The organism is Pseudomonas oryzihabitans (assembly GCF_001518815.1).
In the GTDB taxonomy this organism is placed as follows: Bacteria; Pseudomonadota; Gammaproteobacteria; order Pseudomonadales; family Pseudomonadaceae; genus Chryseomonas; species Chryseomonas oryzihabitans_E.
Genome location: NZ_CP013987.1, coordinates 1,501,018 through 1,514,381 on the forward strand (window position 1 = coordinate 1,501,018; position 13,364 = coordinate 1,514,381).

Here is a 13,364-nt window from a genome sequence, read left to right on the forward strand (position 1 = left end):
AGTCCTCAGCGGGCCTTGAGGAAGTCGACGATCTCGGCCAGGGCGATGTTCTGGCTGTCGCTGTCGGTACGGCCCTTGTATTCGACCAGACCTTCATTGAGGCCGCGCTCACCGACCACCAGGCGATGGGGAATGCCGATCAGCTCCATGTCGGCGAACTTCACACCGGGGCTGGTCTTCTTGTCACGGTCGTCCAGCAGCACATCGAAGCCAGCGGCCTTCAGTTCGGCATAGAGGCGATCGGTCGCTTCCTTCACCGCGGCGTTCTCGTACTTCATCGGCACCAGGGCGATCTGGAAGGGCGCCAGCGCGGCCGGCCAGCGGATGCCACGCTCGTCGTGGTTCTGCTCGATGGCGGCGGCGACCACGCGGGACACGCCAATACCGTAGCAGCCCATGGCCAGGACGGCGGGTTTGCCTTCTTCGCCCAGTACCGACAACTTCATGGCCTCGCTGTACTTGGTGCCCAGCTGGAAGATGTGGCCCACTTCGATGCCACGCTTGATCACCAGGGTGCCCTGACCGTCCGGGCTGGGATCGCCGGCCACCACGTTGCGCAGGTCGGCGACCTGGGGCAGCGGCAGATCGCGCTCCCAGTTGACGCCGAAGTAGTGCTTGTCTTCCTGGTTGGCGCCGATGCCGAAGTCGCTCATCAGGGCGACCGAGCGATCGACGATGCAGGGAATCGACAGATTCATCGGGCCTAGGGAGCCGGGGCTGGCGCCAATGGCGGCACGGATCTCGGGCTCGGTGGCGAACACCAGGGGGCTGGCGACCTCCGGCAGGTTGGCTGCCTTGATCTCATTGAGTTCGTGATCGCCACGCACCACCAGGGCGACCAGTTTGCCTTCCTCGGCGCCGCGAACCACCAGGGTCTTCACGGTCTTCTCGATGGCCAGACCGAATTTCTCCACCAGATCGGCGATGGTCTTGGTGTCGGGGGTGTCTACCAGACGCAGCTCCTCGGTGGCGGCGCCGCGCGCGGTTTCCCGCGGCAGGGCCTCGGCCTTCTCGATGTTGGCGGCATAGTCGGAGCTGTCGCTGAAGGCGATGTCGTCTTCACCAGAGCCGGCCAGCACATGGAATTCGTGGGAACCACTGCCACCGATAGAGCCGTTGTCTGCCTGCACCGGGCGGAAATTCAGGCCCAGGCGGCTGAAGACATTGCAGTACGCCTGGTACATGGCGTCATAGGTTTGCTGCAGCGACGCCTGGTTCAGGTGGAAGGAGTAGGCATCCTTCATCACGAACTCGCGACCACGCATCAGGCCGAAGCGCGGACGGATCTCGTCGCGGAACTTGGTCTGGATCTGGTACAGATTGATCGGTAGCTGCTTGTAGCTGTTCAACTCGTTGCGCATCAGGTCGGTAATGACTTCCTCGTGGGTCGGGCCCACGCAGAAATCGCGCTGATGGCGATCCTTCAGGCGCAGCAGCTCGGGGCCGTACTGCTCCCAGCGACCGGATTCCTGCCACAGCTCGGCGGGCTGGATCGCCGGCATCAGCACCTCCAGGGCGCCGGTAGCGTTCATTTCCTCGCGCACCACGGCCTCCACCTTGCGCAGCACGCGCAGGCCCAGCGGCAGCCAGGTATAGAGACCGGAGGCCAGCTTGCGGATCATGCCGGCGCGCAGCAACAGCTGGTGGCTGATCACCACGGCATCGGAAGGGGTTTCTTTGAGGGTGGACAGCAGGAACTGACTGGTACGCATGGCTAGGCGGTCTGTCGGCATCGAGACGGGACCGGCATTGTACGGTGGGGTGGGGCAGGGCGTACAGGGACGCGGGCGGTGCTGATCGGAGGCCGGAAAAGAACAGCCCGGCGAAGGCCGGGCTGCTGGATCGTGCGAGTGACGCTGTCCCTTACAGGATGCTCAGCGGGTACTCAGTGATCAGGCGGAACTCGTTGACGTTACCGCTACCATTGGAACCGGTGCTGGCATCGCCACGGTGCCAGGTCTGGCGAATGCGGAAGGACAGATCCTTAGCCGGGCCGCTCTGCAGAACGTACTTAGCTTCGACGTTGGTCTCATGCTCTTTATCGCCGTCTTGGTAGAAACCGGCGTAAGCAGTATTGACGTTTGGTGCATCGATGCCAGTACCGCGCACATAGCGAGTCATAAAGCTCAGGCCGGGTACACCCAGGGTGGCCATGTTCAGGTCGTAGCGAGCCTGCCAGGACTTCTCGCCTGGGGCGTTGAAGTCAGAGAACTGGATGGAGTTGGCCAGGAAGATGCTATCGCCGCCGCTACCCAGGGCGCTGCCCTTGCCACCTGCACCGACGTAATCGAACGGGGTATCGCCGTTAACCTTCTGAAAGCCCAAGGTGAAGGTATGAGCGTCGATGCTATAGGCAGCTGCCAGCGAAAAGGTGTTATTGCTGATGTCACCCAGCTTGGCGCTGCCAGTGTCCTTGGTGTAGTAGTAGTTGGCGTCGAAGGTCAACGACTGATTGGCGCTCAGCGGCTGAACGAAGTTGACGTTCGCGTAGTACTGGTTCCACAGATCTTCCAGGCGGCCGTAGTACAGCGAGGCGCTCAGTTGATCGTTGAACTTGTACTTGCCGCCTACATAGTCACCCGACTTGCTGGTAACACCATTCGGGCCGCCGGTGAGCTGCGCGCCCAGGTTGCCGTCATGGTAGGTGTTGATGTTGTCACGCGCCGCAGTAAAGTGACCTGCTTCCAAGAATAGGTTCTGAATTTCTTCGCTGGTCAGCATGAAGCCAGTAGCAGTCTGCGGGAACAGGCGGCTGCCGCCCACGGCGAACACAGGCGAGGTTGGCTGCAGGTTGCCGTACTTCAGAACGGTGTTGGAGATGCGCAGCTTGATCGCGGCACCAGCAGTGGAGTACTCGTCGTTCGGGCTTCCATCATTGCCGATCGGCAGGTTGCCAGTGCCGGCATAACCCTTGCCGCCATCCAGTTTAATGCCGAGGTAACCGAAGGCATCCACGCCAACACCGACAGTGCCTTGGGTGAAGCCCGAAGCATAGTTCAGCAGGAAGCCTTGGCTCCAATCGCGTCGATCATTATTTCCAGGGCCTTGGCGATCCCGGTTGAAATAGTAGTTGCGGTTCAACAGGGTCAGCTTGCTGTCTTCGACAAAGCCCTTGGACTCGGACTGCTGGTCGGCGAAAGCCAGTTGAGTGGTCCCTGCGGCTACTGCCAGGGCGAGAATGCTCCACTTCATCGCTTGCATCAGAAATGCTCCTTTGGGTTGAAAGTCAGCCATCGTGTCAGCCGTGGCTGTTTGTTCTAATAGCGGCACATATAGCACCTCTCTTAGAGAGGCGATAGGTTTCATCAAAATTTTGTGTGTGATGAACGGATTAGCCAAGACTCTTAAGAAATCTCTTTAAGAGTTCCCCTCCGATCGTCGTACCCGGATCGTGATAGCAAAAAGCATGCACAAATCTTCAATTCCAGTCCCCGCCTGTCTTTCGCGGGTCTATTCCCTGGGCCCTGGGCAGTTTCCAGAGCGCTGATTGCACCTTTGTGACACCAAAGGTTTCACTTACCCGAGGTCATGCACACTTTTAGTGCTGACCGGTGTTAGCAGGAGATGAGATGTTCCAAATCGACTCACGGTTGGCCGGCGACACCCTGGAGGTGGCGTCCTTGACGCTCTGCCAGGTGCTGTTGCTGAACGATCAACGCTATGACTGGCTGGTTCTGGTACCGCGACGTGAAAGTGTTACCGAGGTGCTCGATCTGTCACCGCTGGACCAGGCGCAACTGTGGCGAGAGGTGACACTTGTCGCTGGGGTGTTGCGTGAAGCGCAGCCGGATTACAAATTAAACATTGGTGCCCTGGGTAACATCGTCCGGCAACTTCATCTGCATATCCTGCTGCGGCGGGAAGGTGATCCCGCCTGGCCGGGCCCGGTTTGGGGCCATTCGCCCCGTGAGCCCTACAGCGAAGAAGCCGGACAGGCGGCCGTTGCCCGCTGGCGAGCGCAGTTGGAGCAGGAGGTACAGGCATGACTCTTGAAGAGCGTATCGCCGATCTGGAAATGCGTCAGGCGTTTCAGGACGACACCATCCAGACCCTCAATGACATCATCGTCGAGCAGCAACGCGCCCTGGATCGCTGTGCGGCGCAGATCCGCCTGCTGGCCGAGCGCCAGGCCGAGTTGCAAAGCGGTGGTGGCGGGGGGATGCCGGACGAGGCGCCGCCGCCCCACTATTGAGATCCGTTCCGCAGCTGAATCTTGTTGTCGCCCTGACGTACGTGCGCGACTGTCTTTGCCGGCTACTCTAGCGGCACTGCATCTTTGCACTTTTTTGGTGCAGTCCGGCCTCGTCCCTTGTGGAACTCGCTCCGGGAGAGGCCTGTCCTCTGCGGAGCGAAGCCCACAGCACCTTCAGGACGGAGTACGGTTATGGCGTTTTTCACCGCTGCCAGCCAAGCGGATTTCCAACAACAACTCAAAAATGCCCTCGCGGCCCATGTCGAAGGGGAAACCCTCGAGCAACTGGAGCGCTTTACCGCCCAGTTCTTCGGCATCGTCCCGCTGGAAGAACTCACTCAACGCCGGCTGTCCGACCTGGTCGGCTGCGTACTGTCGGCCTGGCGGCTGCTGGATGTCTTCGATCCCGCCGAACCGCGGGTTCAGGTCTTCAACCCGGATTACGAGCGACACGGCTGGCAATCGAGCCATACCGTGGTCGAGGTGCTGCATGTCGATTCGCCGTTCCTGGTGGACTCGGTGCGCATGGAACTCAATCGCCAGGGTTACAGCGTCCATACCCTGCAGAACAGCGTCCTCAGCGTGCGCCGGGATGCCCAGGGCCGCCTGATCGAACTGCTGCCCAAGGGACAGCAGGGCGAAGGGGTAAGCCGCGAGGCACTGATGTTTCTCGAGATCGATCGCTGCGCGGCAGCCACCGAGTTGCGCACCCTGGAAGCCGCGCTACAGGAAATCCTCGGCGAGGTGCGGCTGACGGTCGGTGACTTCGCTGCCATGAAGGCCAAGGTCGCCGACCTGCTGGGCTGGCTGGATCGGCGTCCGGCCGGGGTGGACGACGGCGAGCTGGCCGAGGTCAAGGCCTTCCTGGACTGGCTGCGCAACGACAGATTCACCTTTCTTGGCTACGAGGAATTTACCGTCGAGGGCGATGGTGATACCGCGGTACAACACTATGTGCCCGACTCCCTGCTGGGACTGTCGCGGCGTCTGCGCGGCCGACCGGAAACCGCCGAGATCAGCCTTTCCGGCGATCCGCTGCGCTATCTGCGCGAGCCGGTGTTGCTGTCCTTCGCCAAAGCCGCCGATCCAAGTCGCGTGCACCGTCCGGCCTATCCGGATTTCGTCTCCCTGCGTGAAGTGGACACCAATGGCCGGGTGGTGCGCGAGCATCGTTTCATGGGGCTCTATACCTCCAGCGTCTACAACGACAGCGTGCGCGAGATCCCCTATATCCGCCGCAAGGTCGACGAGGTGCGGCGGCGTGCCGATTTCGACAGCAGCGCCCACCTGGGCAAGGAGCTGGCGCAGGTCCTCGAAGGGTTGCCACGGGACGATCTGTTCCAGACCCCGGTAGACGATCTCTTCAGCACCGCCATGGCCATCGTGCAGATCCAGGAGCGCAGCAAGGTCCGCGTCTTCCTGCGCCGCGATCCCTATGGTCAGTTCTTCTATTGCCTGGCCTATGTGCCACGCGACATCTACTCCACCGAAGTCCGCCAGCGCATGCAGCAGATCCTCATGGATCGCCTGCATGGCACCGATTGCGAGTTCTGGACCTTCTTCTCCGAGTCCGTGCTGGCGCGGGTGCAGTTCATCCTTCGCGTCGATCCGCTGCAGCCGCAGGACGTCGATCCGGCGCGCCTGGAACAGGAGATGATGCAGGCCTGCCGTAGCTGGAAGGACGACTTCGCCAGCCTGATGGTGGACAGCTTCGGCGAGGCCCAGGGCACCTCCATCCTGGCCGACTATCCGCTGGGTTTCCCGGCCGGTTACCGCGAGCGCTTCGCACCGCACCTGGCCGTGGTGGACATGCGTCACCTGCTGGCCCTGAATGACGAGCGTCGTCTGGCCATGGGCTTCTACCAGCCGCTGACCCAGACCGGCGACAACATCCTGCACTGCAAGCTCTATCACGCCGATACGCCCCTGGCGCTGTCGGACGTCCTGCCGATCCTGGAAAACCTCGGTCTGCGGGTACTGGGTGAATTCCCCTACGAGCTGCGTCATCGCAATGGTCGCCGCTACTGGATCCATGATTTCGCTTTCACCACCGTGGCCGGGCTGGAGCTGGACCTGCAGCAACTCAACGACACCTTCCAGGACGCCTTCGTCCAGGTGGTGGACGGTCAGGCGGAAAACGACAGCTTCAACCGGCTGGTACTGACCGCCGGGCTGCCCTGGCGTGACGTCGCGGTGCTGCGGGCCTATGCGCGCTATCTCAAGCAGATCCGCATCGGTTTCGACATCGGTTATATCGCCGCCACCCTCAACGCCCATGTCGACATCGCCCGGGAACTGGTGCGGCTGTTCCGCATGAAGTTCTACCTGGCGCGGCGCATGACCAGCGAAGACCTGGACGACAAGCAGCAGCGCCTGGAGCAGGCCATCCTCAGCGCCCTGGACGACGTCGCGGTGCTCAACGAGGACCGCATCCTGCGGCGCTACCTGGACCTGATCAAGGCGACTTTGCGCACCAACGTCTTCCAGACCGATGCCGCCGGCAAGCCCAAGGCCTACTTCAGCTTCAAGCTCGATCCCAAGGCCATTCCCGAGCTGCCGCGCCCGGTGCCGCGCTACGAGATCTTCGTCTACAGCCCGCGTGTGGAAGGCGTGCACCTCCGCTTCGGCAATGTCGCCCGTGGCGGCCTGCGCTGGTCGGATCGTGAGGAGGACTACCGCACCGAGGTGCTGGGCCTGGTCAAGGCGCAGCAGGTCAAGAACTCGGTGATCGTGCCCGTGGGCGCCAAGGGCGGCTTCGTGCCGCGGCGACTGCCCACCGGTGGCTCCCGTGACGACATCCAGGCCGAGGCCATTGCCTGCTACCGCATCTTCATCAGTGGGCTGCTGGACATCACCGACAACCTCAAGGATGGCGAGGTGGTTCCGCCTGCCGCGGTGGTGCGCTACGACGGCGACGACCCCTATCTGGTGGTGGCGGCCGACAAGGGCACCGCGACCTTCTCCGATATCGCCAACGGCATCGCCCAGGACTACGGTTTCTGGCTCGACGACGCCTTCGCCTCCGGCGGCTCGGCGGGTTACGACCACAAGAAGATGGGCATCACTTCCCGGGGCGCCTGGGTCAGCGTGCAGCGCCACTTCCGTGAGCGCGGCATCGACGTCCAGACCGATCCGGTCACCGTGGTGGGCATCGGCGACATGGCCGGCGACGTCTTCGGCAACGGTCTCTTGCGTTCGCGCAGCCTGGAGCTGGTGGCGGCCTTCAACCACCTGCACATCTTCATCGACCCCAATCCGGACGCCGAGCGCAGCTATGTCGAGCGCGAGCGGCTGTTCAACCTGCCGCGGTCGAGCTGGACCGACTACGATGCCAGCCTGATCTCCCAGGGCGGCGGGATCTTCCCGCGCAGTGCCAAGCGCATCGCCATCAGCCCCGAGATGAAGGCGCGCTTCGACCTGCGGGCCGATCACCTGACGCCCAACGAGCTGATCAATGCCCTGCTCAAGGCGCCGGTCGATCTGATCTGGAACGGCGGCATCGGCACCTACGTCAAGGCCAGCTTCGAAACCCATGCCGATATCGGCGACAAGGCCAACGATGGCCTGCGCGTGGACGGTTGCGACCTACGTGCCAAGGTGATCGGCGAGGGTGGCAACCTGGGCATGAGCCAGCTGGCGCGGGTGGAATTCGGCCTGCACGGCGGCGCCTGCAACACCGACTTCATCGATAACGCCGGTGGCGTGGACTGCTCCGACCACGAGGTCAACATCAAGATCCTGCTGGGCGACGTGGTCTCCGCAGGTGACATGACCGTCAAGCAGCGCAACACGCTGATGGGCGAGATGACCGACGAGGTCGGCGAGCTGGTGGTTGCCAACAACTACATGCAGACCGGTGCCCTGTCCCTGGCGGAATACCGGGCGCGGACCCACCTGGCCGAATACCAGCGGCTGATCGTGGATCTCGAGGGTCGCGGCAAGCTGGATCGTACGCTGGAATTCCTGCCCAGCGACGAGGTGCTCGCCGAGCGCGCCGCCAAGGGGCAGGGGTTGACCCGTTCCGAGCTGTCGGTGCTGATCTCCTACAGCAAGATCGACCTCAAGGAACAGTTGCTGGCCTCTTCGATGCCGGACGACGACTACCTTGCCCGGGACATGCAGGGGGCCTTCCCGCAACGCCTGACCGAGCAATTCCCCGAGGCGATGGCGCGCCATCGCCTCAAGCGCGAGATCGTCGCCAACCAGATCGCCAACGACCTGATCAACCACATGGGCATCACCTTCGTGCAGCGCCTGTGCGAATCCACCGGCATGAGCGCGGCCGATGTCGCCCGGGCCTATGTGGTGATGCGCGACGTGCTGCATCTGCCGCACTGGTGGCGTCAGGTGGAAGCCCTGGATCATCAGGTGCCGGCCGAACTGCAGCTGCGTCTGATGAGCGAGCTGATGCGCCTGGGGCGCCGGGCCACCCGCTGGTTCCTGCGCAGCCATCGCAGTGGCCTGGATGCCGGGGCCGTGGCGGCCTTCTTCGGACCGCGTATCGCCGCACTGGGCGTACGCCTCGACGAACTGCTGCAGGGCGAGCCGCGCCAGGACTGGGAGGAACGCTTCCGCGCCTATACCGAGGCGGGCGTTCCCGAATTGCTGGCACGGGTCGTGGCTGGGACCAATCACATCTATACGCTGCTGCCGGTCATCCAGGCCGCGGAGGTCACTGCCCAGGATCCCCTGGAAGTGGCGGCCACCTGGTTCGCTGCGGGCGATGTGCTGGATCTGGCCTGGTATCAGCAGCAGCTCAACCAGCTGCCGGTGGCCAATGCCTGGCAGGCCCTGGCGCGCGAGGCGTTCCGTGACGAGGTGGATCTCCAGCAACGCACCATCACCATCGGCATGCTCAACTTGAGCGAGGCGCCCAGTGATCCGGAGGCACGGCTCTCGCTGTGGCTGGAGCGGCACCGGGCAGCGGTGGAGCGCTGGCGCGGGCTGCTGGTGGATCTGCGTAATGCCACCGGACAGGACTACGCGATGTACAGCGTCGCCAGTCGTGAACTGGCGGATCTGGCCAGCAGCAGCGTCTGAGGTGCAGGGTGTCCTTGAGCGAGGCTCGAGGTCACCCTGAATCCAGAGGGCAATGAAAAGGCAGCGTACCCCAGGGTGCGCCGCCTTTTTTGCTGTCTGGGGCCGATCAGTGACTGGCCGGGTCGCTCGGGGACCTCAGGGCATTCAGGCCTTGCAGTAGCGCCTGGTGGAAGCGTTCTGGCGCCTGCATCTGGGGCGCATGACCCAGGTCGTCGAATTCCACCAGCGTCGCCTGGGGAATGCGCTTGGCCGCTGCCTTGCCCAATTCGGGATAGTGACCCAGTCGCGCCTTGATCTCGGCGGGGGCCGCATCCTTGCCAATGGCGGTGGTATCGCGCTGACCTATCAGCAGCAGGGTCGGCATGCGCAGCTGCCCGAATTCATAGACCACCGGCTGGCTGTAGATCATGTCGTAGATCAGCGCAGAATTCCACGCGACCCTCTCCTTGCCCGGGCCGTCATTGAGGCCAGCCAGCATGGTTACCCAGCGCTCGTAACGGGGCGACCACTGACCGGCGTAATAGGTGGTCCTTTCGTAGTCGCGGATGGCGTCGGCCGAGGTGTTGAGCTCCCGGGCGTACCACTGGTCGACGCTACGATAGGGCACGCCCAGGGCCTTCCAGTCTTCCAGTCCGATCGGATTGACCAGGACCAGTTGCTCGGTGGCGTGGGGGTAGAGGAGGGCGTAGCGGGTCGCCAGCATGCCACCTGTCGAATGCCCGATCAGGGTCGCCTGGGCGATGCCCAGATGGTCGAGCAGGGCCCGGGTGTTGGCCGCCAGCTGCTGGAAGCTGTACTGGTAGTGGGCCGGCTTGCTGGACTTGCAGAAGCCGATCTGATCCGGCGCCACGACCCGATAGCCGGCAGCGCTCAATATCCGGATGCTGTCTGCCCAGGTGCCGGCGCAAAAGTTCTTGCCGTGCAAGAGCACCAGGGTTCGCCCTTTGGGTTCTCCGCTTGGCGCGACATCCAGATAGGCCATCTCTAGGCGCTGCTGCTGGGAATCGAAGGCAAAGGTCCGTACCGGGAAATCGTAGTCGAAGCCTTCGAGACGTTCTCCATAGACGGTGTCGGCCAGGGCAGGCGAACTGAGGAGCAAGGTAGTCAGGGGGAGGGCGAGACGCAGGGACATGAGGTGATCCGGAGGGTCAAACCTGCTCCGACTGGCAAGCTGCAGGGAAGATTCCGGAGCGCCGGGCAACGGCTGTCGCAATTCATGTCGATACCTACCGTCCATGCCGTTTCGCTTCGCGTCAAGCTTAGGGTCTGATAGTCTGAGAGACCCTTGTCCACGTTTCTGCGCACCTCTCTCCCTGCGCTTTCTTCCGATCACGTGAGGTTCCCGGTTTGGCGCTCGAGTCATCTTCCAAGACCCAGCCCGATGCTCTGGCCGACTGCGCCAACGAGCCGATCCAGATTCCCGGCAGCATTCAGGAACATGGCTTCCTGTTCGCTGTAGAAGAACCGGATCTACGCATCGTGCAGGCCAGTGCCAATGTCCGCGAATACCTTGGCCTGGCCGTGGAAGACGTGCTTGGCCGAACCCTAGGCGAACTGCTGCCGGAGCGAGACCTGCTCGCCATGCTCGGTGCGCTCACGCAGGAAGAGCAGAATCCCATCTACCAGGGCGACGTGACCCTGGGCCCGCAGCAGCAGACGTTCGCTCTATTCATGCATCGCTTCGGTGGCGTGCTGATCGTCGAGTTCGAAGCGCCGGTGGACAGCCGGCTCGGTCTCAATACCCTCTATCCCATGGTGCGGGTATTCATCGAACAGCTGCATCAGGCCGAAACCGTCGAGGCCATCGCGACCCTGGCGGTGCGCGAGGCCAAGCGCATTTCCGGTTTCGATCACACCATGATCTATCGCTTCGACGAGGACGGTCATGGCCAGGTGCTGGCCGAGGAGCTCGACCCGGGCGTACCCAGCTATCTGGGGCTGAGGTTTCCTGCTTCGGACATTCCCGCCCAGGCGCGTCGGCTGTATCTGGAAAATCGCATTCGGGTGATCGGCAACGCCAACTATGAGCCGTCGCCCCTGCAACCACAGACCAACCCTGTCACTGGGCAGCCGCTCGATCTCAGCTTCGCGCAACTGCGCAGCGTCTCGCCGGTGCACCTGCAGTACATGAGGAACATGGGCACCCTGGCGTCCATGTCCATTTCCATCGTGGTTGGCGGCCGTCTCTGGGGCCTGGTGCTCTGCCACGACCGCCAGCCGCAGCGCGTCTCCTTCCAGACGCGCACGGCCTGCGAGCTGTTCGGTCGCGTGCTGTCGTTGCAGATCGATGCGGCCGAGACCCACGCGCAATCCGATCGCCGCCTGGCGCTGCGCCAGTCCATGGTACAGATGCTCTCGACCATGGCCGACCGCGACAGCGTCTGCCAGGGCCTGCTGGAGTTGCCGCAGGTCTATCTGGACTTCGCGCGGGCGCAGGGCGCCGCCATCGTCTCTTCCGAAGGCACCGAACTGATCGGCCAGACTCCGCCGCGCGAGGTGGTGGACGGTCTGGTCGAATGGCTGTCGGTCAACGTCAAGGACCACTACATCACCGATAACGTCGCCAAGGACATCGCCGAGCTGCCGCAGCTCGCCCAGCATGCCGCTGGGGTATTGGCCGTGCCCATTTCCGAGCTGCATTCCCACTATCTGATTTGGTTCCGCAGCGAGCTGGTCCAGGTGGTCAACTGGGCAGGACGGCCGACCAAGCAGGAAGGCAGCGACGGACGGCTGTCGCCGCGGCAAAGTTTCGTGCTCTGGCAGGAAACGGTACGGGGGCTGTCGCTACCCTGGTCCGCGCTGGAGCTGGAAAGCGCCATCGAGCTGCGCAACGCGGTCCGCGGCATCGTGCTGCGCAAGGCCGAGGAAATGGCCGAACTGGCCGAAGAACTGCAGCGCAGCAACAAGGAATTGGCCGCCTTTTCCTACAGCGTGTCCCACGACCTGCGTGCACCGCTGCGGCATATTGCCGGCTATGCCGAGCTGCTGGGCGACATCGAAGGTGGCAAGCTGTCGGATCGCGGGCGCCGATTCCTGGAAAACATCGGGTCCTCGGCACGCTTCGCCGGCAGCCTGGTCGACAATCTGCTGAGCTTCTCGCAGATGGGACGAGCGGCGATCCGCTACTCCGACGTCAACCTCACCGCGCTGGTGGAGGCCATCCGCGAAGAGATGGCGCCGGACTACGAGGAGCGGGAGGTCGAATGGCGTGTCGGTCCGCTTCCCGTGGTCATCGCCGACGCCGCCTTCGTCCATCTCGCCTTGCGCAATCTCCTGGCCAACGCCATCAAGTACAGCCGTTATGAAGAACCTGCGGTGATCGAGATCGGCACCCTGCCGAGCGATTCCGAAGACATCATCTTCGTCCGGGACAATGGCGTCGGCTTCAACATGGATTACGTGGGCAAACTGTTCGGGGTCTTCCAGCGTTTGCACCACGCCGATGAATTCGAAGGGGTCGGTATCGGTCTGGCCAGCGTCAGACGCATCATCGAGCGCCATGACGGTCGCGTCTGGGCAGAAGGTGCCATAGGCGAGGGCGCTACCTTCTATTTCGCTCTGCCCAAACAACGCCCTTCACCGGTACACAAAAGGTAGTTCTCTTCATGCTCAAACCCATTGTGCTGGTCGAAGACAATCCGCACGATCTGGAACTCACCCTGGTGGCTCTGGAGCGCAGTCAGCTGGCTAACGATGTCGTGGTCCTGCGTGACGGCGCCGAAGCGGTCAGCTATCTGCTCAGGCGCGAGCCCTATGCCGATCGCGAGACCGGCAATCCCGCGGTGATGTTGCTGGATCTCAAGCTGCCCAAGGTCGATGGCCTCGAAGTCCTCGAGGTGGTGCGGGGTACGCCCGAACTGTGCAGTATCCCTGTCGTTATGTTGACTTCGTCACGGGAAGAGCCTGATCTCGAGAAAGCCTACGAGCTGGGAGTGAACGCTTACGTGGTCAAGCCGGTCGAGTTTCGTGATTTCGTCGCCGCGATCAGTGATCTCGGCGTATTCTGGGCCGTGCTCAATGAGCCGCCGCCGGGATCGCGACGGGTGACACGGCGGACTGGCCGCTAGCGAGTGAGCAGAATCAGTCCCTCTGTATCCAGTAATCCGCGACCGGCAGAGATGCGCGCCCCGGG

The 13,364-nt window shown here is 62.8% G+C and carries 8 protein-coding genes; 5 read left to right on the forward strand and 3 right to left on the reverse strand.

The features are described from left to right. Nucleotides 1–5 precede the first annotated feature (5 nt). Together APT59_RS06735 and APT59_RS06740 are read right to left on the reverse strand one after the other, a co-directional pair. Nucleotides 6–1,712: a proline--tRNA ligase gene (locus APT59_RS06735; protein WP_059314152.1), complete on the reverse strand. Its 1,707-nt coding sequence runs from the start codon at nucleotides 1,710–1,712 to the stop codon at nucleotides 6–8. Between the two features lie 151 nt (nucleotides 1,713–1,863). Continuing rightward, a complete protein-coding gene (locus APT59_RS06740; protein ID WP_059314153.1) occupies nucleotides 1,864–3,201 on the reverse strand; it encodes an OprD family porin in 1,338 nt (445 codons plus the stop codon). Nucleotides 3,202–3,569: 368 nt separating this feature from the next. On the opposite strand from APT59_RS06740, the gene APT59_RS06745 reads away from it, so the two are divergent. The 3 genes from APT59_RS06745 (at nucleotide 3,570) to APT59_RS06755 (ending at nucleotide 9,232) form a co-directional block, all read left to right on the forward strand. Further along, the gene (locus tag APT59_RS06745; protein ID WP_059314154.1) at nucleotides 3,570–3,986 is read left to right on the forward strand and encodes an HIT domain-containing protein; all 417 of its coding nucleotides are present in this window, start codon (nucleotides 3,570–3,572) and stop codon (nucleotides 3,984–3,986) included. After that, nucleotides 3,983–4,192, forward strand: a complete 210-nt coding sequence (locus APT59_RS06750) for a SlyX family protein (RefSeq protein WP_059314155.1) — start codon at nucleotides 3,983–3,985, stop codon at nucleotides 4,190–4,192. The genes APT59_RS06745 and APT59_RS06750 overlap by 4 nt, the downstream gene beginning before the upstream one ends. 192 nt (nucleotides 4,193–4,384) lie before the next feature. Next, entirely contained in the window at nucleotides 4,385–9,232 is a 4,848-nt protein-coding gene (locus tag APT59_RS06755) for an NAD-glutamate dehydrogenase (protein WP_059314156.1), read from the forward strand. Between the two features lie 106 nt (nucleotides 9,233–9,338). Here APT59_RS06755 and APT59_RS06760 read toward each other — a convergent pair whose 3' ends face one another. Further along, nucleotides 9,339–10,364, reverse strand: coding sequence for an alpha/beta fold hydrolase (locus APT59_RS06760; RefSeq protein ID WP_059314157.1), 1,026 nt, complete (start codon nucleotides 10,362–10,364; stop codon nucleotides 9,339–9,341). Nucleotides 10,365–10,579: 215 nt separating this feature from the next. On the opposite strand from APT59_RS06760, the gene APT59_RS06765 reads away from it, so the two are divergent. Together APT59_RS06765 and APT59_RS06770 are read left to right on the forward strand one after the other, a co-directional pair. Next, a complete protein-coding gene (locus tag APT59_RS06765; protein WP_059314158.1) occupies nucleotides 10,580–12,829 on the forward strand; it encodes an ATP-binding protein in 2,250 nt (749 codons plus the stop codon). Between the two features lie 8 nt (nucleotides 12,830–12,837). Further along, the gene (locus APT59_RS06770) at nucleotides 12,838–13,299 is read left to right on the forward strand and encodes a response regulator (RefSeq protein ID WP_059314159.1); all 462 of its coding nucleotides are present in this window, start codon (nucleotides 12,838–12,840) and stop codon (nucleotides 13,297–13,299) included. Nucleotides 13,300–13,364 lie beyond the last annotated feature (65 nt).

Coding starts and splice junctions, on each gene's coding strand:
- APT59_RS06735 (WP_059314152.1), bottom strand. CDS start 1,712: ATGCGTACCAGTCAGTTCCTGCTGTCCACCCTCAAAGAAACCCCTTCC.
- APT59_RS06740 (WP_059314153.1), bottom strand. CDS start 3,201: ATGCAAGCGATGAAGTGGAGCATTCTCGCCCTGGCAGTAGCCGCAGGG.
- APT59_RS06745 (WP_059314154.1), top strand. CDS start 3,570: ATGTTCCAAATCGACTCACGGTTGGCCGGCGACACCCTGGAGGTGGCG.
- APT59_RS06750 (WP_059314155.1), top strand. CDS start 3,983: ATGACTCTTGAAGAGCGTATCGCCGATCTGGAAATGCGTCAGGCGTTT.
- APT59_RS06755 (WP_059314156.1), top strand. CDS start 4,385: ATGGCGTTTTTCACCGCTGCCAGCCAAGCGGATTTCCAACAACAACTC.
- APT59_RS06760 (WP_059314157.1), bottom strand. CDS start 10,364: ATGTCCCTGCGTCTCGCCCTCCCCCTGACTACCTTGCTCCTCAGTTCG.
- APT59_RS06770 (WP_059314159.1), top strand. CDS start 12,838: ATGCTCAAACCCATTGTGCTGGTCGAAGACAATCCGCACGATCTGGAA.